General features: G+C 61.0%; 26 protein-coding genes. 18 read left to right on the top strand and 8 right to left on the bottom strand.

Going from position 1 to position 26,005, the window contains the following annotated elements:
* Window positions 1-101: 101 nt before the first annotated feature.
* The 5 genes from ACIPO9_RS12345 to ACIPO9_RS12325 form a co-directional block, all read right to left on the bottom strand.
* Window positions 102-365 (bottom strand): hypothetical protein, encoded by a 264-nt coding sequence (locus tag ACIPO9_RS12345; protein ID WP_274136319.1) that lies wholly within the window; start codon window positions 363-365, stop codon window positions 102-104.
* Between the two features lie 145 nt (window positions 366-510).
* A complete protein-coding gene (locus tag ACIPO9_RS12340) occupies window positions 511-927 on the bottom strand; it encodes a cupin domain-containing protein (protein ID WP_400781413.1) in 417 nt (138 codons plus the stop codon).
* Between the two features lie 107 nt (window positions 928-1,034).
* A complete protein-coding gene (locus tag ACIPO9_RS12335) occupies window positions 1,035-2,366 on the bottom strand; it encodes an OprD family porin (protein ID WP_274136318.1) in 1,332 nt (443 codons plus the stop codon).
* 226 nt (window positions 2,367-2,592) lie between these two features.
* Window positions 2,593-2,907 (bottom strand): putative quinol monooxygenase, encoded by a 315-nt coding sequence (locus ACIPO9_RS12330; RefSeq protein WP_274136316.1) that lies wholly within the window; start codon window positions 2,905-2,907, stop codon window positions 2,593-2,595.
* A gap of 202 nt (window positions 2,908-3,109) precedes the next feature.
* The gene (locus tag ACIPO9_RS12325; RefSeq protein WP_400781150.1) at window positions 3,110-4,273 is read right to left on the bottom strand and encodes an acyltransferase family protein; all 1,164 of its coding nucleotides are present in this window, start codon (window positions 4,271-4,273) and stop codon (window positions 3,110-3,112) included.
* A 250-nt stretch (window positions 4,274-4,523) separates the two neighbouring features.
* Between ACIPO9_RS12325 and ACIPO9_RS12320 the strand changes: the two genes are divergently transcribed.
* From ACIPO9_RS12320 to ACIPO9_RS12300, 5 genes are all read left to right on the top strand, one after another.
* A complete protein-coding gene (locus ACIPO9_RS12320) occupies window positions 4,524-5,540 on the top strand; it encodes a 2-dehydro-3-deoxygalactonokinase (RefSeq protein ID WP_400781149.1) in 1,017 nt (338 codons plus the stop codon).
* Window position 5,541: 1 nt separating this feature from the next.
* On the top strand, window positions 5,542-6,177 hold the full coding sequence (locus tag ACIPO9_RS12315; protein ID WP_274136310.1) for a 2-dehydro-3-deoxy-6-phosphogalactonate aldolase: 636 nt from the start codon (window positions 5,542-5,544) through the stop codon (window positions 6,175-6,177).
* A 58-nt stretch (window positions 6,178-6,235) separates the two neighbouring features.
* Window positions 6,236-7,384 (top strand): galactonate dehydratase, encoded by a 1,149-nt coding sequence (gene dgoD, locus ACIPO9_RS12310; protein ID WP_274136308.1) that lies wholly within the window; start codon window positions 6,236-6,238, stop codon window positions 7,382-7,384.
* A gap of 178 nt (window positions 7,385-7,562) precedes the next feature.
* Complete coding sequence (locus ACIPO9_RS12305) at window positions 7,563-8,876, top strand: MFS transporter (protein ID WP_274136307.1); 1,314 nt, start codon at window positions 7,563-7,565, stop codon at window positions 8,874-8,876.
* Between the two features lie 65 nt (window positions 8,877-8,941).
* On the top strand, window positions 8,942-9,742 hold the full coding sequence (locus tag ACIPO9_RS12300) for an IclR family transcriptional regulator (RefSeq protein ID WP_400781147.1): 801 nt from the start codon (window positions 8,942-8,944) through the stop codon (window positions 9,740-9,742).
* Window positions 9,743-9,890: 148 nt separating this feature from the next.
* Here ACIPO9_RS12300 and ACIPO9_RS12295 read toward each other — a convergent pair whose 3' ends face one another.
* Complete coding sequence (locus ACIPO9_RS12295; RefSeq protein ID WP_400609291.1) at window positions 9,891-10,943, bottom strand: NAD(P)-dependent alcohol dehydrogenase; 1,053 nt, start codon at window positions 10,941-10,943, stop codon at window positions 9,891-9,893.
* A gap of 177 nt (window positions 10,944-11,120) precedes the next feature.
* Here ACIPO9_RS12295 and ACIPO9_RS12290 point away from each other — a divergent pair, with 177 nt between their 5' ends.
* A complete protein-coding gene (locus ACIPO9_RS12290) occupies window positions 11,121-12,026 on the top strand; it encodes an AraC family transcriptional regulator (protein WP_274136304.1) in 906 nt (301 codons plus the stop codon).
* A 151-nt stretch (window positions 12,027-12,177) separates the two neighbouring features.
* Here the strand turns inward: ACIPO9_RS12290 and ACIPO9_RS12285 are convergent, their stop codons facing one another.
* Window positions 12,178-13,842: an electron transfer flavoprotein-ubiquinone oxidoreductase gene (locus ACIPO9_RS12285; RefSeq protein WP_400781146.1), complete on the bottom strand. Its 1,665-nt coding sequence runs from the start codon at window positions 13,840-13,842 to the stop codon at window positions 12,178-12,180.
* 538 nt (window positions 13,843-14,380) lie between these two features.
* On the opposite strand from ACIPO9_RS12285, the gene ACIPO9_RS12280 reads away from it, so the two are divergent.
* From ACIPO9_RS12280 to ACIPO9_RS12240, 9 genes are all read left to right on the top strand, one after another.
* The gene (locus tag ACIPO9_RS12280) at window positions 14,381-15,130 is read left to right on the top strand and encodes an electron transfer flavoprotein subunit beta/FixA family protein (RefSeq protein WP_400781143.1); all 750 of its coding nucleotides are present in this window, start codon (window positions 14,381-14,383) and stop codon (window positions 15,128-15,130) included.
* Window positions 15,131-16,060, top strand: a complete 930-nt coding sequence (locus ACIPO9_RS12275; RefSeq protein ID WP_400781142.1) for an electron transfer flavoprotein subunit alpha/FixB family protein — start codon at window positions 15,131-15,133, stop codon at window positions 16,058-16,060.
* A 138-nt stretch (window positions 16,061-16,198) separates the two neighbouring features.
* Window positions 16,199-17,026 carry a substrate-binding periplasmic protein gene (locus ACIPO9_RS12270; RefSeq protein ID WP_400781140.1) on the top strand — a complete coding sequence of 276 codons (828 nt, stop codon included), beginning with the start codon at window positions 16,199-16,201 and terminating at the stop codon, window positions 17,024-17,026.
* 49 nt (window positions 17,027-17,075) lie between these two features.
* Entirely contained in the window at window positions 17,076-17,402 is a 327-nt protein-coding gene (locus ACIPO9_RS12265; RefSeq protein ID WP_400781412.1) for a DUF4398 domain-containing protein, read from the top strand.
* Window positions 17,399-18,214 carry an OmpA family protein gene (locus ACIPO9_RS12260; protein WP_400609283.1) on the top strand — a complete coding sequence of 272 codons (816 nt, stop codon included), beginning with the start codon at window positions 17,399-17,401 and terminating at the stop codon, window positions 18,212-18,214. Before ACIPO9_RS12265 ends, ACIPO9_RS12260 begins: the two co-directional genes overlap by 4 nt.
* Before the next feature lie 230 nt (window positions 18,215-18,444).
* Window positions 18,445-19,884, top strand: a complete 1,440-nt coding sequence (locus ACIPO9_RS12255; protein WP_400781139.1) for a PLP-dependent aminotransferase family protein — start codon at window positions 18,445-18,447, stop codon at window positions 19,882-19,884.
* A gap of 146 nt (window positions 19,885-20,030) precedes the next feature.
* Entirely contained in the window at window positions 20,031-20,723 is a 693-nt protein-coding gene (locus ACIPO9_RS12250) for a translation initiation factor 2 (protein ID WP_400781138.1), read from the top strand.
* A 96-nt stretch (window positions 20,724-20,819) separates the two neighbouring features.
* Window positions 20,820-21,077 (top strand): YkgJ family cysteine cluster protein, encoded by a 258-nt coding sequence (locus ACIPO9_RS12245; RefSeq protein WP_274131411.1) that lies wholly within the window; start codon window positions 20,820-20,822, stop codon window positions 21,075-21,077.
* A gap of 70 nt (window positions 21,078-21,147) precedes the next feature.
* Window positions 21,148-21,753: an START domain-containing protein gene (locus ACIPO9_RS12240; RefSeq protein WP_400781136.1), complete on the top strand. Its 606-nt coding sequence runs from the start codon at window positions 21,148-21,150 to the stop codon at window positions 21,751-21,753.
* A gap of 75 nt (window positions 21,754-21,828) precedes the next feature.
* Here ACIPO9_RS12240 and gltA read toward each other — a convergent pair whose 3' ends face one another.
* Window positions 21,829-23,118, bottom strand: a complete 1,290-nt coding sequence (gene gltA / locus ACIPO9_RS12235; protein ID WP_400781135.1) for a citrate synthase — start codon at window positions 23,116-23,118, stop codon at window positions 21,829-21,831.
* A 363-nt stretch (window positions 23,119-23,481) separates the two neighbouring features.
* On the opposite strand from gltA, the gene sdhC reads away from it, so the two are divergent.
* The 3 genes from sdhC to sdhA are packed head-to-tail and all read left to right on the top strand — an operon-like array spanning window position 23,482 to window position 25,994.
* Window positions 23,482-23,856, top strand: a complete 375-nt coding sequence (sdhC, locus tag ACIPO9_RS12230) for a succinate dehydrogenase, cytochrome b556 subunit (RefSeq protein WP_274131408.1) — start codon at window positions 23,482-23,484, stop codon at window positions 23,854-23,856.
* On the top strand, window positions 23,850-24,218 hold the full coding sequence (gene sdhD / locus ACIPO9_RS12225) for a succinate dehydrogenase, hydrophobic membrane anchor protein (protein WP_274131406.1): 369 nt from the start codon (window positions 23,850-23,852) through the stop codon (window positions 24,216-24,218). Before sdhC ends, sdhD begins: the two co-directional genes overlap by 7 nt.
* 3 nt (window positions 24,219-24,221) lie before the next feature.
* Window positions 24,222-25,994 carry a succinate dehydrogenase flavoprotein subunit gene (gene sdhA / locus ACIPO9_RS12220; RefSeq protein ID WP_274131404.1) on the top strand — a complete coding sequence of 591 codons (1,773 nt, stop codon included), beginning with the start codon at window positions 24,222-24,224 and terminating at the stop codon, window positions 25,992-25,994.
* The last annotated feature ends 11 nt before the right edge of the window (window positions 25,995-26,005 follow it).

The raw sequence follows: 26,005 nt of genomic DNA, 5'->3' as shown, positions 1-26,005 counted from the left end.
GTGCCCATGCTCTGCGTGGGCATGCAGCCCCGGATGCTTTGCGTCCGGTGACGCGGAGCTTCACACAAGGCATTCCCACGCAGAGCGACGGGAACGATCACTCAGTGCAACGCCCAAGAGCGTGGCGCCGGGGTGTGGGTGAATTTGGCGATGCCCTTGACCCAGTAACGCCGGTGCGACGTCTGGTCCGGTGGCAGCAAGGGTTCGCTGGACCAGCGATTCTGCCGTTTGACTTCCTGGCGATAGGCTTTCCACTCCATCGCTTCTGCGGTTTCCTGTGCCGCTCGCTCGTCATCGAACCAGCCCAGAACGCTCACTTCGCCCTGGTCGCGGCCGTGTTCCACCAGCAGAAAAATGTTGTACATGTCAGTGCCTTTCGCTCATCGAGTCCGGCCCGCTATTCGGGCTCTACTGATGGCTTATCGACACTTGGCAGGAAAAATTGAATGAACGGGCGAGCCGACCAGACCGATGGCGCCGTCCTAGAGCGGCGCCGGCCCGGCCAGCAACTTATTTGGGCAGTGGCGTGAGGATCTCGCCGTTGTCATCGAGCAGGATGAATACCAGCAGTTTCGCAGGCTTGGTCTTGCTGGCATTGCGCGACTCGTAGTGCTTGGAGCCTGCAGGCTCGTACCAGCTCTGGCCGACCTTGTAGGTGATCGCCTTGCCGTCATTGACCCGCGACACCACTTCGCCTTCCAGCACATAGGCCAGGGCGCTGCCGCTGTGGCTGTGGGGAATGGACACTTGGCCCGGCTTGTAATCGACCGTCAGCATCATCGCTTTCTTGCCCGGTGCGTTGAGCATCGGATGGGTTTCCAGCACAGTGACTTTCTCGTGCTCGCCATCGTGTGCCATCGCCGTGACAGGCACAGTCAAAGTCAGGGAGAACGCCACGCAAGCGACACCGGCGGCCAGCAGTTTCATCGGTTTCATGATCGATCCTGTTCGTTGGGAGTGATGACCTACACGCTATGCCTGGGGCTGCGGTGGTCACACTCCCAATCCGGGGAAAGATCAGGGGGCCAATTACCTCATAGCACCGAAATCGGGTAGTCGACGATCAGGCGAAACTCATCCTGATCCCCTTCGGCCTGATCGGCATTGCCGCGGTGCCACGCCTGACGAATCCTGAACGACAGGTTCTTGGCCGGGCCATTCTGGATCACGTACTTGGCTTCCAGGTTGGTTTCGTGGTGCTTGCCGTCCTCGCCATAACCGTAGGCGCGGTAGGGGCTGTCCAGGGCCATTTTGGTCCCGTCGATATCCCGGCCATTGGCATAACGCGCCATGAAACTGAGCCCGGGAATGCCATAGGCGCTCATTGCCAGGTCATAGCGCGCCTGCCAGGATTTTTCCCCCGGCCCGTTGAAGTCCGAATATTGAATGGAGTTGGCCAGGAAGATCGAATCACCGGTAGTGCCCGGCCCGTTATCGCCAAACGCGACATAATCGAACGGCGTGTCGCCATGCACTTTCTGATAGGCCAAGGTAAAGGTATGGCCAGCCATGAAGTTGTAGGCTGCGGCCAGCGACCAGGTGGTGTTATCGATGTTGCCGGCCTTGGCCTGACCTTCGTCATTGGTGCGATAGATATTGAAGTCGAACGTCATCGACTGGTCGTGTGGCATGGCCCACGCATAGTTGGCATTGCCGTAGTACTGACGCCAGATGTCTTCAAACTCCGAACCGTATAACGAGAACGTCAGCGCATCATTGACGGCGTATTTACCGCCGACAAAGTCGACACTGTTGGCGGTGACATTGGCGTAACTGGCAAAGAGTTCACCGCTTGAGCTGGTGTGTTGCGGCCCGTTACCCGCGGTGAAGTGTCCGGCTTCGAGGTCCAGGTCCTTGATTTCACTGCTTTGCAGGCTGAAGCCGGTGGCGGTTTGCGGGAACAGGCGCGTGCCGCCCGCTGCAAAGACCGGTGCGGTGGGCTGCATCGTGCCCCACTTGAGTTCGGTCTTGGAAATGCGCATCTTCACTGCGCCGCCGGCTGTTGCGAATTCATCTTCCGGACTGCCGCTGCTGTCCACGGGAATATTACCGGTGCCCGAATGCCCGGCGCCGCCATCCAGTTTCAGGCCGTACCAGCCATAGGCATCGACACCAAAACCGACGGTGCCCGGCGTGAACCCGGAACTGAAGTTGGCCAAGGCGCCCTGAGACCAGTCACGTCGATCGCCGGCGCCGCTTTTACCATCCCGGTTGAAGTAATAGTTGCGCAACAGCACATCGAGCTTGGCATCTTCGACGAAGCCTTTTGCATCGGCCTGACTGCTGACGAAGGGTTCTGCTTCTACGGATTGAACATATCCTGCCGATACCGCCAGAGCGATCAGACTCAGACTTATCATTCTCATGATTGCATTACCTCTTGGGTCTTTGAGGCAATTGGCTACTATCTGGAGGGGAAATAGCACGAACTTGCCCGCAAGACGCAAAGGATAATCGCGGTTCTGGACTTCGCCACTTCAAGGGCGAAATCAGCCGTCCGATGGCCGATTTTCTGACGATTGGTTTAGTTAACAGCCAATTAAGGGGTCTGCTTAAAGTGGATGTTCAAGAATCACCGCCAAATGAACTCTGTCAGCGGTTGCCCGGCAGGTTGCAGCGCTCTGAATCACTCTGGAAGTCGATATGGCGGATGAACAGATTGTTCAGCAGGCCGTTCAACACCTCGTTGCTGGGCTGCGAGAAGTGCTCGCCCATTGCCTGGCAGGATTCCCAACGCACATCGATGATCCACAGGTCGCGATCATCCTCGTCGCGGTTGAGCACACTGCTTTCGCAACCTGGCAGCAGCGGAAGATTCTTGACGACAGTGGCCAGATATTCGCCCAGCTCCTCGGAGCGGCCATGGGCGGCATGAATACGAACCGTGTTATTGGCGTGCTGGGTCATGCTGATGTCTCCGTGGCGATGAGATCGTCTTTCAACGGTTGCCATAGTAGTGGGCATCAACGCAATTTCCAGCGTCCAATCATATGATTGACCAGGAGGCCAATTTGGGTGTTGGGGGTATTTGAAAATTTACGGCTGAGCGCACGGCTTGCCGGCGGGGGCGTCCTTGAAACCGGCGCTGCCCCACGCCTGGCGCATTACCTCACGCCTGCTCCTGCGGCGGATCGTCCTTGCGGCGGCGGAACAGGGTGCCGTGTTTCCAGTGTTTGCCGAACCGAATCCCCGGCGCTTCGATGTAGCAGTGGGTGAGCATCGAAATCACCACCACGGCCACCACCACCAGCACCATCAGCAGGTTGTCGTTGAGCGTGCTGCCGGTGCTCAGGTAGCGCAGCATGGTGCCGGTGGTTTCGCCGGGGCGGTCCACCAGCAGGCTGTAGCCGGTGAACTTGGCGGCCACTGCAAGGCCGGTGGCGAGTACGAAGATCACTGCGGCGTGTGTCAGGTAAATCGACAGCCACAGCTTGCCCAGCGCCGGAAACAGCCGCAGGCGCAGCAGCCGCGAGATCAGCCCGGACTCGAACGAGAAGATCAGGATGGCCGCACAGAACAGCAGCCCCAGCTCGATCGTCAGGGGCTGCTCGCCCTCGGTCATGACCCAATAGATCGCCCCCAGCACTCCCACCTCCAGCAGGCTGGCCAGGCCCACGTTGGGCACCGAGTCGTGCAATCTCACGTACAGGCGATAGGTAATCGCTCCTGCGAAGAAACAGGAAACACCCCACAGCACATTGCGCGGGATCAGGTTGAAATCCTTGTAGAGCGCCACAAAAGCCAGCACGCATAGCAGTGAAAACAGCTTGCGGGCGATCTGTGGCACGCAGAACACCAGGAGCCCGAAGATCATCCAGATCCAGAACTCGACGCTGATGAACCACGAGGGGTAATTGAAGGAAAGTGCGTTGAATGTCGGCCACCAGGCCTGTATCAGCAGCAGATTGGGCAGAATCTCGCTCGGCGCGCGGTCACCGCTGAAGGCCGGATAATTGAGCGACAGGCCATAGCGTTCAAGCACCAGTTTCAGGCATTCGAAGCCGATGAAAAACAGCAGCACCGCGATGTGCAGCGGCATCACCCGGCAGGCCCGGGTGACGGCGAATTCGCCCAGCAGCCTGGGTGTGCCGAGGTTGCCCACATAGCGGCGATAGATCAGAAACCCGCTCAGGGCGAAGAAAAACCCCACGAACTGGCTGGCGTTTCGGAAGAACGTCAGTTCGGTGATGCTGCGCTCAATGTGCGAGTGATGAATGATCAATGCGACTGCACAGAGGCCGCGAAAGCTGTCGAGCACGAGGAAACGCTTCATCTGACGGGTCCTTTTGTAGATGAGTGTAGACGGTGGCAGACAGCGGGTTGGCAGTGCAGGGAGGACCAACGAGCCGAGTATGCCCCAGGGATTTGTCGGCGCACCAGTCACGGCGCCCGTTACGCTCGTACGTTTGTCGCAAAACGTAAAATCCCACAATATGGGATTGATAATTACATATTGAGATAATCCGCTTTTCGGGTTTATAGTCCTCCCTGCATTCACACTTCAATAACAATCAGGTGAAGCCATGCAGGCGCAATTGATCGCGCTCGATTGGGGCACGACGTCCCTTCGCGCGTATCGGCTCGGCGAGAATGGCCGGGTGCTGGAACAACGCTCGCTCAGTGCGGGCATCATGCAGCTGCCGTCGGCGCCACGCTGGGTGGCCGGGCAGATGTGCAGCGACGGTTTTGAGCTGGCGTTCGACGAAGCCTGCGGCGACTGGCTCGACGCCCAGCCGGGCGTGCCGGTGATCGCCTGCGGCATGGTCGGCAGTGCCCAGGGCTGGCGCGAAGCCCCCTACCAACAGACACCCGCCAGCGTTGCGGCCCTGAGTGCGGGTCTTGTGCAGGTGCGCAGCCTGCGCCATGCCGATGTGCACATCATTCCCGGGGTGATCCAGCGCTCCGAGCTGCCCAACGTGATGCGCGGCGAAGAAACCCAAGTGCTCGGCATCCTCAGCGCGCTGTCTGCCGACGAGGCGCGTCGCCCCCTGCTGATCGGCCTGCCCGGCAGCCACTCGAAGTGGGTGAGGGCGGTGGATGGGCGCATCGTGCATTTCGATACCTTCATGACCGGCGAGGTGTATGCCGCGCTGTCCAGCCACACCATCCTGGGACGCACCATGCAACGCAGCGACGACTTCGATGCCGCTGCGTTTGACCGTGGCGTCAGCGTGGCGCAATCGGCCAGCGGCAGCGCCGGCCCCTTGTCGACCATCTTCAGCTGCCGGACCCTGGGCCTGACTGGCGAGCTCGCTGGCACGGCGCAGCCCGATTATCTGTCGGGCCTGCTGATAGGCCATGAAATCGCCGCCCTGGCGCAGATGCTGAACAGCGATGGCGCAAGCCTGCCAGGCGTGATCCTGATTGGCAGCGGCGCGCTGCTGGAACGCTACCAGCGCGCGCTCAAGGCCAACGGCTTCCCGCAGGTGACCCTGGCTGAGCAGGCTACCGAGCGTGGCCTGTGGCAGGTCGCGGTGCAGGCAGGCCTTATTCCTTCCCATTCGGCGGCCCCGAGCCAGCCCCTTTCTGTCGAGAACTGAGATGCTCAAACAAGCCCTGGCGCAAAACGGTCTGGTCGCGATCCTGCGTGGCCTGCGCCCCGAAGAAGCGATTGCCATCGGCGAAGTCCTGTACACGGCAGGATTTCGCGTCATCGAAGTGCCGCTCAATTCCCCGCAGCCGTACGACAGCATCCGTCTGCTGCGTCAGAACCTGCCCGCCGATTGCCTGATCGGCGCGGGCACAGTGCTCACCCCTGAACAGGTGCGTCAGGTGAAGGAGGCGGGCGGCCAGGTCATCGTCATGCCCCACAGCGATCCGGAAGTGCTGCGCGCCGCCAAGGCCGAAGGCCTGTTTCTGTCGCCGGGCGTGGCCACGCCGACCGAAGCCTTCGCCGCCCTGGCCGAAGGCGCCGATGTGCTGAAGATGTTCCCTGCCGAGCAGATGGGCCCCGCCGTGGTCAAGGCCTGGCTGGCGGTGCTGCCTGCGGGCACCGTGCTGCTGCCGGTCGGCGGCATCACCCCGGACAACATGAAGGTGTTCCTGGATGCCGGTGTGCGCGGTTTCGGTCTTGGCTCGGGGCTGTTCAAGCCGGGCATGAGTGCCGACGACGTCGCCGAGCGCGCCCGCGATTACGTGGCCGCCTGGAACCGCAACCGCCCCGCGAACCCTCAATGAATTGCACAGGCGTCCACGGGCGTCTTGAACTGCCGTCTTCGAATAAGAGAGAACTGACATGAAAATCACCAAACTCACGACCTTCATCGTTCCGCCGCGCTGGTGCTTTTTGAAAGTGGAAACCGACCAGGGCGTCACCGGCTGGGGCGAGCCTGTGGTGGAAGGGCGTGCGCACACTGTGGCGGCCGCCGTTGAGGAATTGTCCGATTACCTGATCGGCAAGGATCCGCGCAATATCGAAGACATCTGGACCGTGCTCTATCGAGGTGGTTTCTACCGTGGCGGCGCGATCCACATGAGTGCGCTGGCCGGTATCGACCAGGCGCTGTGGGACATCAAGGGCAAGGCGCTGGGTGTGTCGGTCAGCGATCTGCTCGGCGGCCAGGTGCGGGACAAGATTCGTGTGTATTCGTGGATCGGCGGCGATCGCCCGGCCGACACCGCGCGCGCTGCCAAGGAGGCGGTCGGCCGTGGCTTCACGGCGGTGAAGATGAACGGCACCGAAGAGCTGCAATTTCTCGACACCTTCGAGAAGGTCGATCTGGCCCTGGCCAACGTCGCTGCCGTGCGTGATGCGGTCGGGCCGAACGTGGGCATCGGCGTGGACTTCCACGGGCGCGTCCACAAGCCCATGGCCAAGGTGCTGATGAAGGAGCTGGACCCGTACAAGCTGATGTTCATCGAGGAGCCGGTGCTCAGCGAGAACTATGAAGCCCTCAAGGAGCTGGCGCCGCTGACCAGCACGCCGATTGCCCTGGGCGAGCGGCTGTTCTCGCGCTGGGACTTCAAGCGCGTGTTGAGCGAAGGCTACGTCGACATCATCCAGCCGGACGCCTCCCACGCCGGCGGCATCACCGAAACCCGCAAGATCGCCAACATGGCCGAGGCCTATGACGTGGCGCTGGCGCTGCATTGCCCGCTGGGCCCGATCGCCCTGGCCGCGTGCCTGCAACTGGATGCGGCCTGTTACAACGCCTTCATCCAGGAGCAGAGCCTGGGCATCCATTACAACGAGAGCAATGACCTGCTCGACTACGTGAAGGATCCGGCGGTGTTCGACTACGACAAGGGCATGGTCAAGATCCCCAACGGCCCGGGCCTGGGGATCGAGATCAACGAGGAATACGTCAAGGAGCGCGCCGCGGTCGGCCATCGCTGGCGCAACCCGATCTGGCGCCATGCCGATGGCAGTTTTGCCGAGTGGTGATTGCCACTCAGTAGCCACACCACTCCCGCCCCGTAGCAGCACGGCTTGCCGGCGGGAGCGGTGTGTCTGTGACAGATGTACCGCCTGACACTCCGCCCCGCCGGCAAGCCGTGCTGCTACGGGGCCGGTGACACACGATTCCTGACCTCAAATAAACATAAAAAGAGGCACGTTCCCCATGCGCACACAGACGCTGCAAGAGGCGCGGGCGATCACCGCCACGCCGACCCGCAAACGCTATTTCATCATGGTCCTGCTGTTCATCACGGTGGTCATCAACTACCTGGACCGCAGCAACCTGTCCATCGCCGCGCCCGCACTGACCAGCGAACTGGGCATCGACCCGGTGCACGTCGGCCTGATCTTTTCGGCTTTCGGCTGGACCTACGCCGCCATGCAGCTGCCCGGCGGCTGGCTGGTGGATCGCGTGCCGCCGCGCATTCTCTACACCGTCGCCCTGGCCCTGTGGTCGGTCGCGACCATCTTCCTGGGCTTCGTCGGCAGTTTCATCGGCCTGTTCGTGTTGCGCATGGCAGTCGGTGCGCTGGAAGCTCCGGCGTACCCGATCAACAGCCGGGTGGTCACCGCCTGGTTCCCCGAAAAAGAACGGGCAACGGCGGTGGGCTTCTACACCTCCGGCCAGTTCGTCGGCCTGGCCTTTCTGACCCCGGTGCTGGCCTGGCTGCAAACCGCGTTCGGCTGGCACATGGTATTCGTCGCCACCGGCGCTGTGGGCGTGCTGTGGGCGGTGATCTGGTACATGGTCTATCGCGAGCCCCGGGATTTCAAAGGCGTGAATCAGGGCGAGATCGACCTGATCAAAGAGGGCGGCGGCCTGGTGGATATCCAGACCGACACCGCGAAGCAGAAAGCCGGGTTCAACTGGAGCGACCTGGGCATCGTCCTGAGCAAGCGCAAGCTGTGGGGGATCTACCTGGGTCAGTTCTGCCTGAACTCGACGCTGTGGTTCTTCCTGACCTGGTTCCCGACCTATCTGGTGAAATACCGGGGCATGGATTTCATCAAGTCCGGTCTGCTGGCCTCGCTGCCGTTTCTGGCGGCCTTCGTCGGCGTGTTGTGTTCGGGATTCTTCTCCGACTGGCTGATCCGTCGCGGCCACACGGTCGGCTTTGCCCGCAAGCTGCCGATCATTGCCGGGCTGCTGATTTCCACCTCGATCATCGGCGCCAACTACGTTGAATCCACGCCGCTGGTGATCATGTTCCTGGCCCTGGCGTTCTTCGGCAATGGCCTGGCGTCGATCACCTGGTCGCTGGTGTCGACCCTGGCGCCGGCACGCTTGCTTGGCCTGACGGGAGGCACCTTCAACCTGATCGGCAACCTGGCGGCGATTGCCACGCCCATCGTCATCGGCTTTCTGGCGTCCGGTGCGTCGTTTGCACCGGCCATCACCTACATCGCTGTTCTGGCACTGCTTGGGGCGCTTTCCTACATCCTGCTGGTGGGCAAGGTCGAGCGCATCGAGCTGTAACGGCTGACATGGACCCTGGCTGGCATTGATAATGCCGCCAGCTTTCCGATTCGATAAGGCGTGATATGCAACAGTCCTCAGACACCACGACCGGTAAAGAGACCGCACCCACCGGCACGCAGACCCTGCTGCGCGGTTTGGGTGTGGTTCAGGCCGTGGCCAGCGGTGCCCGGGATCTCAAGGAGATCGCCCGGCTGATCGGCACCACGCGCAGCACGACCCATCGCCTGGCCAGTTGCCTGGTGGAGGAGCGCTATCTGCGGGTGCTGCCGCAGGTGGGTTATCTGCTGGGCCCCAAGCTGATCGAACTGGGCTTCCAGGCCCGCGAAGAATTGCCCTTGGCCATGCTGGCGCAGCCATTTCTAGATGAGTTGTCGGCGCTGACCGGCGACACCGTGCACCTGGCTATTCGGGACGGTGACGAGGTGTTGTACCTGCACAAGAATCCCGGCCGCAACGGCCCGGAAATGCGCTCGCGGGTCGGGCACCGCATGCCGCTGGCGCGGACCGGGATCGGCAAGGCGCTGCTGCTTGACAGCCCTGAGAGTGAATGGCGAAGGCTGTACGACATCAGTGTGCCTGAGGTGGCTAGGCAGCCTCAGTGGCCGGCGCATCAGGAGCAGACCTGGGAGCAGGTGCGCGCGCGGATGCACGAGTACGTGAATGGCGGGTATGCGTTCGATCTGGAAGACAACGAACCGTCGATTCGCTGTGTGGCGGCGCCGATTCGCGATGCCGGCAAGCAGATTGTGGCGGGGATCAGCATCGCCAGTACCGTGCCTTACATGCCGCTTGAGAAGATGGCCGATCTGGTGCCGGTGATCAAAGAGGTGGCGGCGCGGTTGTCGGCGGAGTTGGGCGGGTAAACATGACCAATGATCGTTCCCACGCTCCGCGTGGGAACGCCGTGAATGACGCTCCGCGTCATCGGGACGCGGAGCGTCCAGGGATGCATTCCCACGCAGAGCGTGGGAACGATCAATGGGTCAGAGTGTTCCCGACCGAGAGGAAGGCTTACGCCTTCAACGTCGCCATGTCGATCACGAAACGGTACTTCACATCACCGGCAATCATGCGCTCGTACGCCTGGTTGATGTTCTTGATGTCGAGCATTTCGATGTCGCAGCTGATGTCGTGTTCGGCACAGAAATCCAGCACTTCCTGAGTCTCGGCGATGCCACCGATCAGCGAACCTGCCAGCACCCGGCGTTTCATCACAAGGTTGGCGGCGTGGACGGCCGGGTCGATCGGTTCGATCAGGCCCACCAGGATGTGCACGCCATCGAAGCGCAGGGTTTCCAGGTAAGGGTTCAGGTCGTGCTGCACCGGGATGGTGTCGAGCAGGAAGTCGAAGTGCCCGGCGGCAGCTTTCATCTGTTCGGCATCGGTGGACACGATCACGTGGTCAGCGCCCTGGCGGCGGGCTTCTTCAGCCTTGCTCGCCGAACGGGTGAACAGCGTCACTTCCGCGCCCATTGCCTTGGCGAACTTGATGCCCATGTGGCCCAGGCCGCCCATGCCCAGCACGCCGACCTTGTCACCGGCCTTGACGCCGTAGTGCTTGAGTGGCGAGTAGGTAGTGATGCCGGCGCAGAGAATCGGCGCAGCGGCGGCCAGGTCGAGTTTCTCGGGGATGCGCACGACGAAGTGCTCGCTGACCACGATGCTGTTGGAGTAGCCGCCCATGGTGTTGCTACCGTCGACGCGGTCCGGGGTGGCGTAGGTCAGGGTCGGGCCTTCCAGGCAGTACTGCTCAAGGTCCGCCGCGCAGGCTTCGCAATGGCGGCAGGAGTCGACCATGCAGCCGACGCCGACCAGATCGCCGACTTTGTGCTTGCTGACGTTGGCGCCGACTTCAGTGACCTTGCCGACGATTTCGTGGCCCGGCATCAGCGGGTAGACCGCAATGCCCCACTCGTTGCGCGCCTGGTGAATGTCGGAGTGGCAGACACCGCAGTACAGAATCTCGATGGCCACGTCGTCCGGGCGCGGGCTGCGACGGTTGAAAGTCATGGGGGCGAGGGGAGCCGTGGCCGACTGGGCGGCGTAACCGATAGCTGTGTACATGTGAAGCCTCGCAAAATGCTGAGTGGTGAGGCGATGCATTTTGCGCAGCAGGGCGGGGTGCGGCCATGTCGGTTCCTACGTGAGTCATGCCTAATCCTCCGAAGGTTGCTGATCAAGGGATGCGCATGGCCGCAGATCTGCGATCATGTCAGTGTCTAATCCTCTGTCCGGTTGCCCATGCTTTTGACTTCCCGCTCCGATGCCAACCAAACCCTGGTGTCGCTCATCAAGCCGCTGTCCCACACCCCGGGCTTTCTCGACACCGGATTGCCGGGCGTGCAGACGCTCTCGTGGAGCTACTACGTGGCCAGCAGCCCGCAGATCTACGAACCCAGCCTGATTATCCTGGCGCAGGGCAGCAAGCTCGCGCGCCTGGGGCCGCGCACCTTCGAATACGGCGCCGGGCATTACCTGGTGCAGGCGCTGTCGGTGCCGTTCATGTGTGAAACCTTCGCGACCCCCGAGGAGCCGCTGTACGGCGTGTCGGTGTCGATTGACCGGATCGTGCTGGGTGACCTCGTGCAAGCCATGGGATTGCCGGCGGATGCGTCGGTCAAGGCGCAGACACCGGAATCCATGACCTCCGCCGAGCTGGATGCGCAGATGCGTGAGAGTGTCGAGCGCCTGTTGCGCTGCCTGCACGACCCGATGGACCGTCAGGTCATGGGGCCTTCGCTGGTGCGCGAGGTGCTGTACGCCGCCCTGCGTGGCCCGCAGGCGGGGGTGTTGCGGGCGCTGGTCGAACAGCAGGGGCACTTCGCCAGGATCGCTGCGGCGCTGCAGCATCTGCGTGATCACTACCACGAGGCGTTGAGCGTGGACGAGCTGGCCGGCTGCGCCAACATGAGCGCCTCGACCTTCCACGAGCATTTCAAGCGCACCACCTTGTTATCGCCGGTGCAGTACCTCAAGCGCCTCAGGCTTTTGAAGGCGCAGCAGATGCTGATCGGCGAGGGCATGGCGGTGGGGCAGGTGGCGCATCGAGTGGGGTATCAGAGCACATCGCAGTTCAGCCGCGAGTACAAGCGGTACTTCGACCGAAGCCCGGGGGAGGAGGGGGTGTTGCTGAGGATTTCTGCGTAACACCGCCATTCGTGATGCGGGGTGTACGCCACATCCGGATTCCACCATTCCCGTAGGAGCGCGCTTGCCCGCGATGGCGTCGTGTCAGTCAACGCAGGGGTTGCAGACCGAACGCCGTCGCGGGCAAGCGCGCTCCTACAAGGGATGTGGTTTACATGTTTGGATACGTCGGCCCGCCCGCACCTTCCGGGGTCACCCAGGTGATGTTCTGCGAAGGGTCCTTGATGTCGCAGGTCTTGCAGTGCACGCAGTTCTGGGCGTTGATCTGGAAGCGCTTGGCGCCGTCTTCCTGGGTCACCACCTCATACACACCGGCCGGGCAGTAGCGCTGCGCCGGTTCGTCGTACTTGGGCAGGTTGACGTTGATCGGAATGCTCGGGTCCTTGAGCTTGAGATGGCACGGCTGCTCTTCTTCATGGTTGGTGCCCGAGATGAACACCGAACTCAGTTTGTCGAAGCTCAGCTTGCCGTCCGGCTTGGGGTAATCGATCTTTTTCGAGTCCGCTGCCAGCTTCATGCACGCGTAATCAGGCTTGTTGTCGTGCAGGGTGAACGGAATCTTGCCGCCGAACAGGTTCTGGTCGATGAAGTTGAACGCACCGCCCAGCACCGGGCCGAACTTGTGGATCGCCGCGCCGAAGTTGCGGCTGGCGAACAGTTCTTCGTGCAGCCAGCTGCCCTTGAAGGCCTCGACATAAGTGTTCAGCGCATCGCCGCCTTCGCTGCCGGCCAGCAACGCATCGGCCACCGAGTCAGCGGCCAGCATGCCGGATTTCATCGCAGTGTGGCTGCCCTTGATCTTGGCGAAGTTCAGGGTGCCCAGGTCGCAGCCGATCAGCGCGCCGCCGGGGAAGACCATCTTCGGCAGCGAGTTCAGGCCACCCTTGCAGATGGCACGGGCGCCGTAGCTGACGCGCTTGCCGCCTTCCAGGTACTGCTTGAGGACCGGGTGATGCTTGAGGCGCTGGAACTCGTCGAACGGCGACAGGTACGGGTTGGCGTAGGACAGGTCGACGATCAGGCCGACCACCACCTGGTTGTTTTCCAGGTGATAAAGGAAAGAGCCACCGGTGTTCTCGGTGCCCATCACGTCCAGCGGCCAGCCGGCGGTGTGCACCACCAGGCCTTGCTGATGCTTGGCCGGGTCGATTTCCCAGATTTCCTTCAGGCCAATGCCGTAATGCTGGGCGTCGGCTTCGCTGTCCAGGTTGAAGCGCTTGATCAGCTGCTTGCCGATGTGGCCACGGCAGCCTTCGGCGAACAGGGTGTACTTGCCGCGCAGTTCCATGCCGGGGGTGTACATGCCGTCTTTGGGATTGCCTTCGCGATCCACGCCCATGTCACCGGTGACGATCCCGCGCACCACGCCATTCTCGTCGATCAGCGCTTCCTGGGCGGCGAAGCCCGGGTAGATCTCGACGCCCAGGTTCTCGGCCTGCTGGGCCAGCCAGCGGCACAGGTTGCCCAGGGAAATGATGTAGTTGCCTTCGTTGTGCATGGTCTTGGGCACGAACATGCCCGGCACCTTGGTACCGGCTTCGCTGCTGGTCAGCACATAGATGTCGTCGCCTTTGACAGGCGTGTTGAGCGGTGCGCCCAGTTCTTTCCAGTCAGGGAACAGCTCGTTCAGCGCGCGAGGTTCGAACACTGCACCGGAGAGGATGTGGGCGCCGACTTCGGAGCCTTTTTCCACCACGCAGACGCTGATTTCCTGGCCAGCTTCGGCGGCCTTCTGTTTCAGACGGCATGCGGCGGACAGACCGGCAGGGCCGGCGCCGACGATGACGACGTCGAACTCCATAAATTCGCGTTCCACTGACTCTCTCCTGATCAAGGCTCAACGGTATTTTTTTATAGGTAGCTAAAAACTGGCACCTGGGGGCGTTGTCACCCAAGTGTCATCTCAAAGGGGCGCATTATATCTACACCACCTTGCAGGTCCAATACAAACGTTTGTTTGAAATGGCTGAAACCCTGATAAAACATAGGGACACGACTTGTGACTGGCGTTTTTGTCGTATTGACCCGAATAGGTGTTCCGGTCAAGATACGGGCGGTTTTGCGCTCGCCGTAGGCTGGCCGTTGGCCAATGGAATACCTCTGAAAGCTGCGCGGGTGCCGTGTTGCAACCCCGCCCGATCACCCGTTTACAGGGGCGATGCAGGCGGTGTGCAGTTTACACGCATGGTCGGGCGCTGGCTTGGATTGCGCGGGTCGAGCGGTTGTTTTTTGCCGAACTCACCCTTAAGCAACGACGAATACGCTGTTTTCAAAGGTGTTCTTTACACTGACGTGTACCCATCGCCGGGCAGGGCCGGGCGATTTTCTTTTCACCGGAGAGTAACGAGGAATCCATGAAGGTTCTTGTAGCTGTCAAACGAGTGGTCGACTACAACGTCAAGGTTCGCGTCAAAGCGGACAACTCCGGCGTCGATCTCGCTAACGTCAAAATGTCGATGAACCCTTTCTGCGAAATCGCCGTGGAAGAGGCCGTTCGCCTGAAAGAGAAAGGCGTGGCGACCGAGATCGTCGTCGTTACCATCGGCCCGACCACCGCTCAGGAGCAACTGCGTACCGCACTGGCACTGGGTGCCGACCGCGCTGTCCTCGTCGAATCCGCTGAAGAGCTGACTTCCCTGGCTGTGGCCAAGGCGCTCAAGGCCGTTGTCGATAAAGAGCAGCCTCAGCTGGTCATTCTCGGCAAGCAGGCGATCGACAGCGACAACAACCAGACCGGCCAGATGCTGGCGGCCCTGAGCGGTTACGCTCAAGGCACCTTCGCCTCCAAGGTCGAAGTGTCGGGCGACAAGGTTGCCGTGACCCGCGAAATCGACGGCGGCCTGCAAACCGTTTCGTTGAACCTGCCGGCCATCGTCACCACCGACCTGCGCCTGAACGAGCCACGCTACGCGTCGCTGCCCAACATCATGAAAGCCAAGAAGAAGCCTCTCGAAGTGCTGACCCCTGATGCTTTGGGTGTGTCCACGTCCTCCACCAACAAGACCCTGAAAGTCGAAGCCCCGGCTGCTCGCAGCGCAGGCATCAAGGTCAAGTCGGTTGCTGAACTGGTCGAGAAACTGAAAAACGAAGCGAAGGTGATCTAAATGACTACCCTGGTAATCGCTGAGCACGAAAACGGCGTGATCGCTCCCGCCACCCTGAACACCGTTGCCGCTGCCGCCAAGATCGGTGGCGACATTCACGTCCTGGTCGCTGGCCAGAACGTGGGCGCTGTCGGTGAAGCCGCCGCGAAAATCGCAGGCGTCGCCAAGGTACTGGTCGCCGACAACGCGGCCTACGCGCACCAACTGCCGGAAAACGTAGCGCCACTGGTAGCCGAGCTGGCCTCGGGCTACAGCCACGTACTGGCCGCTGCCACCTCCAACGGCAAGAACATCCTGCCGCGCGTTGCGGCCCAGCTGGACGTTGACCAGATCTCCGAAATCATTTCGGTTGAATCGGCTGACACCTTCAAGCGTCCGATCTACGCCGGTAACGCCATTGCGACTGTACAGTCGTCGGCGGCCGTCAAGGTCATCACCGTTCGCGCCACCGGCTTCGACGCCGTTGCCGCTGAAGGTGGTTCGGCTGCTGTCGAAGCTGTTTCGGCGGCCCACGATGCAGGCAAGTCGTCCTTCGTCAGCGAAGAGCTGGCCAAGTCCGACCGTCCTGAGCTGACCGCTGCCAAGATCGTCGTCTCCGGCGGTCGCGGCATGCAGAACGGCGACAACTTCAAGCACCTGTACGCCCTGGCCGACAAGCTGGGCGCAGCCGTCGGCGCCTCCCGCGCTGCGGTGGACGCAGGCTTCGTGCCCAACGACATGCAGGTCGGCCAGACCGGCAAGATCGTTGCGCCACAGCTGTACATCGCGGTCGGTATCTCCGGCGCGATCCAGCACTTGGCTGGCATGAAGGACTCCAAAGTGATCGTTGCGATCAACAAGGACGAAGAAGCGCCGATCTTCCAGGTGGCCGATTACGGCCTGGTGGCGGATCTGTTCGAAGCAGTGCCTGAGTTGGAGAAGCTGGTCTAATCCAGCCACCTGACTTATAAAGAGAACCCGTTCGTTTCGGGCTGATCGAAAGCGTTGGGCATCGGCAACATTGATACCCCGTGTTTCGTTCAGTTTGAGTGAACGGGTTTTTTATTGAATTGAAAAAAGGACGTGACCATGTTGCCGCTCAGGCACACGCTGACATCGCTGCTTGCCGGTCTGTTCTTGTTGCCATCGATGGCGGCCGTAGCGGCAGGCAAATGCGATCGCCTGGTCGTGACCGGCAGCCCCGATGCGCCACCCTACATGTGGCGCGATCCGCAAGACCCTGCGCATCTGATGGGCGCCAACGCCGACCTGCTCAAGGAAGCGGCGGGGCAGATGGGCATCAAGCTGGAATTCCTGTTCGCCGGCAAGCGCAGTCAGGCCCTGGAAGAGGTGCGCACCGGGCGAATGGACCTGCTCGCCGACACGCCGTTGAAATCGTCGGAACTGGAGTCTCTGGATTTCATTCATCCGCCCATCGCGCAAAACGAGATCATGGTCTGGACCCGGGCCGGGCGGCCACAGCCGTTCAATTCCCTGGCCGATCTGCAAGGCCATCCTGGCGCCATTTCCGAGAAAACCCGTGTGACGTCGGCGTTTGAAAACGCCATCAAGGATCACCTGACCCTTGAGAAGCAGCCGAACCTGACCCAGGCCTTTCAGAAGCTGATGCTGGGGCAGGTCGAATTTGTACTGGCCGGTCGATATGCCGGCATGGCGTTGACCCAGACCTTGGGGATGTCCAGGGATTTGCTGGCGCAACCGCTGCCGCTGGACAGGCCGGGGCTGTACCTGGCGCTGTCGTTCAACTCGGCGTGCAATGACCCCTGGTTGCGCGGACAGCTGGCGAAAAAAATGACAGAATTGGCAGCTTCCGGTCGCTCGAACGAAGCTGTCACCCGCAATCTGGAGCTATGGAAGGCCCAGCTGCAACAGCCGACCAGCGCCACACATCAGTAGGAATGTTTTTTTGAGCTTTCTTTTCAGAACCAGACCTTTACTCGCCGCCATGGCGCTCGCTTCGTTGTTCGGTTGCGCCAACGATCCGGCTCCCAACGAACAACTGAAACTGACCGAGCAGGCCGTGGCCCAGGCTACGGCGGTCGGCGCCACTGACGATCAGTCGGACATGGCCACCGCCCAGTCCAAGCTGGCCCAGGCCCAGGCCGACATGGCCGACAAATCCTACAAGGACGCCCGCATGCAGGCCGAACAGGCCGAACTGGACGCGCGTCTGGCAGAGGCTCGCGTGCTGACCGAAAAAAGCGCCGAGCAACTGGCCCAGGTGAACGCTCGCCTCGAACGCCTGCGCAAGCAGTTGGGGGCGGCACAATGAATCGTATTCCACGGGTCTTGAGTGTGTGCCTGTTGCTGACCAGCGCCGGGCTGTACGGCTGCGCCGGCCATCAGAACAGCGAGAAGGCGTTGCAGGGTGCCAGCGCCGATTTCCAGAAAGTGAAGAACGACACCAACGTCTTGCGCAGCGCGCCCAAGGACGTGATCCGTGCCGGTGAATTGCTGGGCCGTGCCGAACGGCTGTCCAGCTACATTGGCAGTGGTGATGATGTGAGTCACTACGCGTATCTGAGCAGTCGCTACAGTGCGATTGCCACCGAGCACAGTCAGTTGCTGCTCAACCAGGAAAAGCTTGCCCGCCTTGAGCTTGAACGCCAGCGCCTGCAACTGGCATTGCGCGAAGCCAAGCTGGCCGGCGCCCAGCAGCAGGGCAAATGGGCGGAGGATCAGGTCATCAGCCTGTCGACCCAGCAGAACGAGCGGGGCCTGGTCATGACCCTGGGTGACATGCTGTTCGACACCGGTCGTGCCGAACTGAAAAGCTCGGCCAATCGCACGGTGCTCAAGGTCGTGCAGTTCCTGCAGTTCAACCCCAAGCGCGTGGTGCGCATCGAGGGTTACACCGACAGCACCGGCGACAGCCAGGAAAACCTGCAACTGTCTCGCGATCGCGCGCAATCGGTGGCCGACGTGCTGTCCGATCTGGGCATCGAGGACGAACGCATTCAGGTCGAGGGTTACGGCGATCAGTTTCCGGTGGACGTGAACACCTCGGAGCGTGGCCGGGCGCAAAATCGTCGGGTCGAAATCGTGTTTTCGGATGAAAAAGGCAAGCTGAGCGCCGCTCGCTGACATTTATTTTTCATCAAGCCCGACTTTTTTCGAAAAGCCGGGCTTTTTTGTGCGCGAAAGGCCGGTTGTTTGGCGTATATGCCTTATGAAATTTTTCATCAAACTGAAGTATGACTAGCCGATGAATCAACTGTCCCCGTACACTTATCAACTGTTCTGGTGATCTTTTCCTGTCGATCACCGCCCTGTGCTCAGAATGGCCGTGAAAGAGTGGAATCGAGGGACGCGAAATGACCAATCTTCTGCTGTATCAACGTATCGCCCAGCAGTTGGCTGAGGATATTCGTCGGGGTGTATACCAGCCAGGCGAGCGCGTGCCTTCGGTGCGAAAAATGAGCTCCCAGCTCAATGTCAGCCATGCGACGGTGCTTCAGGCCTACGCCAATCTCGAAGACCAGGGGCTGATTCGTGCACGTCCGCAGTCCGGCTATTACGTTCACCAGACCCCCGCGCTGACGGCGCCAACCCCGGATATCGCTCGGGTCGAGCGGCCCGGCCTGGTCACCCGCGCCAGCATTATCCAGCAGGTGCTGGTCGAAGCGCGTCGTGAAGGGGTGTTCGCCTTTGGCGCAGCCGTCCCGCACATCGACTACCTGCCGCTGCGCGCGCTGCATCAGCAGTTGGCCAAGGTCACGCGATTCCAGAGCCCGCGGGCGTTCAACTACATGTTCAGCCCCGGCTTCGAGCCGCTGCGCCGCCAGGTCGCGATCCGCATGCGCGACGCAGGCGTGGTGGTTGATCCCTCTGAAGTGGTGATCACTCACGGCTGTGTCGATGCCTTGCAGATGTCGCTGCGGGTGCTGACCAGTCCGGGTGACCTGATTGCCGCCGAATCGCCGACGTATTACGGCTTGCTACAGTTGGCCGACCTGCTGGGCCTGAAAGTGATCGAGATCCCGAGCGATCCGAACACCGGCATCAGCCTTGAGGCACTCCAGCTGGCTGCCAACCAGTGGTCGATCAAGGCGCTGGTCATGACCTCGCGCCTGAGTAATCCGTTGGGCAGTACCATGCCCGAGGACCGGCAGAAGCAGCTGCTGCGCCTGGCGTCTGACTTCGACATTCAGGTGATCGAAGACGATATCTACGGCGAATTGATGTATGAGCAGAACAAGACCAAGGCGCTGAAGGCTTTCGATCGCCTGGGGCGGGTCATCTACTGTTCGAGCTTTTCCAAGACGCTGTCCCCGGGTGTGCGCATCGGCTGGATGATTGCCGGCAAATATCAGGCGGAAATCCAGCGTTTGCAGACCTTCAGCACCCATTCGGCGTGCAGCGTGACGCAGATGGCGGTGGCGTCCTACCTGGAGAACGGTGGCTATGACCGGCATCTGCGCTACATCCGCCAGGAGCATCGCAAGAACGTCAGCGCGTTCCAGTTGGGGGTGCAGCAGATGTTCCCTGAAGGCACGCAGATCAGCCGGCCTGCCGGTGGTTTCATCCTCTGGATCAGTCTGCCGGGGCGGGTGAACACCCAGGAACTGCATGTGCGCGCACTGGAGCAGGGCATCAGTGTGGCTCCGGGCCTGATTTTCAGCAACACAGAGCAGTTCAACCACTGCATTCGTCTAAACTGTGGGTTGCCGTGGAACCGCGAAGCGGAGAGGGCGCTGATGACCTTGGGCATGCTCGCCAAGCAGCTGTGCCAGGACGCCGGTCAATCCTGGTGAACTCTGCAGGCTGAACGTTTTTCACACCCTCAAGAGGCCGGCTGACAGGTCCTTCACTTGTCACCGGCCATGCAAAGAGCCAGCATATCGGCTCCTGCCTTTTTTCTGCCATTTGATTTATGAATTCACTACGCTGTGCCGGATTGATGTTGGTGGTATTGCTCAGTGCCTGTGACGCTGACAAACCGCCTGCGCCACCGCCCAAAGTCACCGCTGCCGCGCCTGTCGCGCCTGCTGCAGCGCCCGTTGTCACGCCTGAGGTCAAGCCTGAGCCTGCCGCGGCTGTTGCGCCGCAGCCTGCCGCCCCGGAGAAGCCGGCGGACGTGTTCCATCACCTTGCGCCCAATGTCGGGGTGGTGCCTGTGGTCGCGGCGAGCAAGCCGGATCCGGTCAAGCCCAACCCCGCGAAGAAGATCACCACCCCGGCCAAGGCTGCGGCCGTGGAGCAGAAAACCCCAAGTGCGAATGCCAAATCCGCCAAGGTCAAAGCGGATAATGCCGCCGTGGCCAACCGTGCGCCGGTTGCCAGCAAGACCAAGCCTGCCTCCCAGGTAGTCAAGGAAACCAGGCTGCCCAAGGCTGCTCTGGACCTGAGCTTGCCGCCTGACATGGTCAAGCAGCTGACGCCGCCGCCTAACGTGATCACTGCGGGCAACAAGGCCAAGTCCACGCCTGGCGGGGGCAAACCGCTGTTGCCGAAGATGTTCCCCGATGCTGGCAGTGATTCGGACTTCCAGTTGCAGGGTCGGTTGTTGAGCAATGAAATGGAGTTGCAGCTTCGCAACGAGGCGCGCAAGGAAGTGGACGGCGCGGCGCTGGACTTCAAATTCAAGCAGTGACCTGGCGTCGGCTGGTCCTTAATCCTTCATTTTCAAACGCGCGTTTTAGCGGGTAAGATCCTGTCAACTTTCACTGCCTCTCAAGAGGATGTTTCCATGGATTGCCGTCCGGGCTGTGGCGCATGCTGCATTGCGCCTTCGATATCCTCGCCGATTCCCGGCATGCCTTTGGGCAAGCCGGCCGGCGTGCGCTGCGTGCAGCTCTCGGATGACAGGTATTGCCTGATCTTCGGGCAGCCTGACCGGCCAGCGGTGTGCGGCGGGTTCGCCGCCGACCCGGAAGTCTGTGGCAGCAGTTCCGAGGAAGCGATTCGCTTGATCGGGTGGTGGGAGCAGGCCACTTCCGTCGCCTGATGGGCGAGGAGGGGAGCCGATCGAGGCATCTGAAACGACACCTGAACTGCAGACAATAAGGAATAAGACAATGGGTTCGCTGTACCGGATTGCGTTTGGAGTTGGGTTGACTGTACTGGTCGCCGGGGCTGCACAGGCCGATGACTGGAAGGTCGCCAAGAACGAGGACGGCATCAAGGTTTCTCTCAGTGACGTCGCGGGCTCCCAGTACAAGGCCTATCAGGGCGTGACCACCATCAAGGCCAGTGTCGCCAAGCTGCGCGGCCTGCAGGAGGATGTGGCGGGTGCCTGCGCCTGGGTTCACGAGTGCAAGTCGCAGAAGGTGCTCAAGCATGAGGGCGACAAGACCTGGACCTACACCCAGTTCAACACCCCGTGGCCGGTGACGCCCCGTGATTCGGTGCTGCAGATCACCACGGTCGAAGGCACTGATGGCAGTCTGACTCGTAACCTGCTGGGCCAGCCGACCTACATCCCTGAAGAGAAAGGCTTCGTGCGCGTCGCCCAGGTGGAGGGCTTCTGGAAGCTGGTGCCCAAGGGCCCGAACGAGACTGAAGTGACCTATCAGGTGCACACCGAGCCAGGTGGCAGCGTGCCGTCGTGGCTGGCCAACAAGTTCGTGGTCGATGCGCCGTTCAACACCCTCAAGGCGCTCAGAGAGCGTGCGATGAAGTGATCGGGTGACCGATACAATTTCTGCGGGAATGAAAAAAGGCTGCCACTGGCAGCCTTTTTTTGTGGCGTTCGAAGCTTACTTGCGTTCGGCCAGTGGCACGATGTCGCGAGCTTTTTCGCCGGTGTACAGTTGGCGTGGACGGCCGATCTTGTACGGGCTGGAGAGCATTTCCTTCCAGTGCGAGATCCAGCCGACGGTACGCGCCAGGGCGAAGATCACGGTGAACATGCTGGTCGGAATGCCGATCGCCTTCAGGATGATGCCCGAGTAGAAGTCGACGTTCGGGTACAGCGAGCGCTCGATGAAGTACGGATCGGTCAGGGCGATCTCTTCCAGGCGCATTGCCAGTTCCAGCTGCGGGTCGTTGGTGATGCCCAGCTCGCGCAGGACTTCGTCGCAGGTCTGCTTCATCACGGTGGCGCGCGGGTCGCGGTTCTTGTAGACGCGGTGACCGAAGCCCATCAGCTTGAACGGATCGTTCTTGTCCTTGGCCTTGGCGATGAACTTGTCGATGTTCGAGACATCGCCGATTTCATCGAGCATGGTCAGTTCGGCTTCGTTCGCACCGCCGTGGGCAGGGCCCCACAGTGCAGCGATGCCGGCGGCGATACAGGCGAACGGGTTGGCACCCGAGGAGCCCGCCATGCGCACGGTGGACGTCGAGGCGTTCTGTTCGTGGTCGGCGTGGAGGATGAAGATCCGGTCCATGGCCTTGGCCAGCGTCGGGCTGATCGGTTTGATCTCGCACGGCGTGTTGAACATCATGTGCAGGAAGTTTTCCGCATAGCTCAGGTCGTTGCGCGGGTACATCATGGGCTGGCCCATGGAGTACTTGTAGACCATCGCGGCCAGGGTCGGCATCTTGGCGACCAGGCGGATCGCGGAGATTTCGCGGTGCTGCGGGTTATTGATGTCCAGCGAGTCGTGGTAGAACGCCGACAGGGCGCCGACGACGCCGCACATGACGGCCATCGGGTGGGCATCACGACGGAAGCCGTTGAAGAAGGTCTTCAACTGCTCGTGCACCATGGTGTGGTTCTTCACGGTGACGACGAATTGGGCTTTCTGCTCGGCAGTCGGCAGTTCGCCGTTGAGCAGCAGGTAGCAGGTTTCGAGGTAGTCGGACTGCTCGGCCAGTTGCTCGATCGGGTAGCCACGGTGCAGCAGAATGCCGTTATCACCGTCGATGTAGGTGATCTTGGATTCGCAAGAGGCGGTCGACATGAAGCCTGGGTCGAATGTGAAGCGTCCGGTGGCGGTCAGGCCGCGTACGTCGATTACATCGGGACCAACTGTGCCGGTCAGAATGGGCAGCTCGACGGGGGCAGCGCCCTCGATGATCAACTGCGCTTTTTTGTCAGCCATGTGGCCTCCTAATTATGCTTCAAATCATCAGACAGGCCCCCCACGCAGGGCCCGCATCACTATAGTGAGATAAATTCTAAAGTCAATTTGCCAAAAGTCTTGTGGCAGAAGGCTTTAAGCCGAGGTTTTCCGCGAAATTACCTGCCATTTACGCCTTTTATTCCACTAATGCAATCCGCCATTAGGGGAGGGCTGGTGCGTTGTCATTAGGCGGCTAACTGTCTATACTCGGCGTCCGACCGCCAGGGGCTTTCAGGCCCGGTTTTCTGGGGTTGGTCACTTCCTGGGTAGTGGGTACCTGACCAGTGCACTTCCCAACAACTTGCCCTGATTGTTAGGGGCTCTTCAGTGTGAAAAAAAGCCGTGAAAAGCCAACGACCTGTAAACCTAGACCTAAGGACCATCAAACTCCCCATCACAGCGATCACGTCGATCCTTCATCGCATCTCCGGCATCATTCTCTTTGTCGGCGTCTTCTTCATGCTTCTGGCATTGAGCAAGTCGCTGGGTTCTGAAGAGGGCTTCGCCGATGTGAAGGCGACCTTGACCAGTCCGCTGGCCAAGTTCATCGCATGGGGGCTTCTGTCTGCCCTGTTGTATCACCTTGTGGCAGGTGTTCGTCACCTGATCATGGATACGGGTGTCGGTGAGACGCTGGAAGGCGGAAAGCTGGGCTCGAAAATCATCATCGCCATCTCCGTGGTGCTGATCATTCTGGCGGGAGTTTGGATATGGTAACCAGCGTTACGAACCTGTCTCGTTCGGGCCTCTACGACTGGATGGCGCAGCGCGTCTCCGCAGTAGTGCTCGCGGCTTATTTCATTTTCCTGATCGGGTACCTGGTCGTGCACCCTGGCATCGACTATGCCACGTGGCACGCTCTGTTCTCCCACGTAGGGATGCGCATCTTCAGTCTGCTGGCCCTCGTTGCCCTCGGCGCTCACGCCTGGGTCGGCATGTGGACCATCGCGACCGACTACCTGACTCCGATGAGTTTCGGCAAGTCCGCGCTGACTGTGCGTTTCCTGTTCCAGGCTGTATGCGGCGTTGCGATGTTCGCGTACTTCGTCTGGGGTGTGCAGATTCTTTGGGGTATCTGATTCATGGCTAGCATTAATACAATCTCCTTCGACGCCATCATCATCGGTGGCGGCGGTGCGGGCATGCGCGCTGCCTTGCAGCTGGCTCAGGGCGGCCACAAGACCGCCGTAGTCACCAAGGTCTTCCCGACCCGCTCGCACACCGTATCCGCCCAGGGCGGCATCACCTGCGCCATCGCTTCGGCCGACCCGAACGACGACTGGCGCTGGCACATGTACGATACCGTCAAGGGTTCCGACTACATCGGTGACCAGGACGCTATCGAATACATGTGTCAGGAAGGTCCTGCCGCGGTCTTCGAACTGGACCACATGGGTCTGCCGTTCTCGCGTACCGAAACCGGCCGTATCTACCAGCGTCCGTTCGGTGGCCAGTCCAAGGACTTCGGCAAAGGCGGTCAGGCTGCACGCACCTGCGCGGCCTCCGACCGTACCGGTCACGCACTGCTGCACACCCTCTATCAGGGCAACCTGAAAGCGGGCACCACGTTCCTGAACGAGTACTACGCTGTCGACCTGGTGAAGAACTCGGAAGGCGCCTTCGTCGGTGTCATCGCGATCTGCATCGAAACCGGCGAGACCATGTACATCAAGTCCAAGGCGACTGTCCTGGCCACCGGCGGTGCTGGCCGTATCTACGCCTCGACCACCAACGCCCTGATCAACACCGGTGACGGTATCGGCATGGCGCTGCGTGCAGGCGTTCCGGTCCAGGACATCGAAATGTGGCAGTTCCACCCGACCGGCATCGCCGGCGCAGGTGTACTGGTCACCGAAGGTTGCCGAGGTGAAGGCGGTTACCTGATCAACAAGCACGGCGAGCGTTTCATGGAGCGTTATGCTCCGAACGCCAAGGACCTTGCAGGTCGTGACGTGGTTGCACGTTCCATGGTCAAAGAGATCATCGCCGGCAACGGCTGTGGCCCTAACGGCGACCACGTGATGCTCAAGCTCGACCACCTGGGCGAGGAAGTGCTGCACAGCCGCCTGCCAGGCATCTGCGAGCTGTCCAAGACCTTCGCACACGTTGACCCGGTAGTTGCTCCGGTTCCTGTGGTTCCAACCTGCCACTACATGATGGGCGGCGTTGCCACCAACATCCACGGCCAGGCCATGACCATGGACGCCGAAGGCAACGACCAGGTCATTCCTGGCCTGTTCGCAGTCGGTGAAGTGGCGTGCGTATCGGTTCACGGTGCCAACCGCCTGGGCGGCAACTCGCTGCTCGACCTGGTGGTATTCGGTCGCGCTGCCGGCCTGCACCTGGAAAAAGCGCTGACCGACGGTATCGAATACGCCGACGCCAGCGACACCGACATCGAAGTTGCACTGAACCGCCTGAACAGCCTGAACTCCCGTGCCGATGGCGAAGACGTCGCCACCCTGCGCCGCGAGCTGCAGAGCTGCATGCAGAACTACTTCGGTGTGTTCCGTACCGGCGAATACATGAAGAAGGGCATCGAGCAACTGGCCCAACTGCGTGCACGTATCGCCAACGTGAAGATCAACGACAAGTCCCAGGCCTTCAACACCGCGCGTATCGAAGCGCTGGAGCTGCAGAACCTGCTGGAAGTCGCTGAAGCGACCGCCATCGCGGCCGATACCCGTACCGAGTCCCGCGGCGCCCACGCCCGTGAAGACTTCGAAGACCGCGACGACGTCAACTGGCTGTGCCATACCCTGTACTACCCGGGTGAAAAGCGGGTTGCCAAGCGTGCAGTCAACTTTGCGCCGAAGACCGTTCCGGCGTTCGAACCAAAAGTACGGACTTACTAAGGGTGGCTGCT

It is taken from the genome of Pseudomonas sp. NPDC090203 (assembly GCF_044746765.1).
Lineage (GTDB): Bacteria > Pseudomonadota > Gammaproteobacteria > Pseudomonadales > Pseudomonadaceae > Aquipseudomonas > Aquipseudomonas putida_AD.
This window is presented reverse-complemented; position numbering and strand designations above follow the sequence as displayed.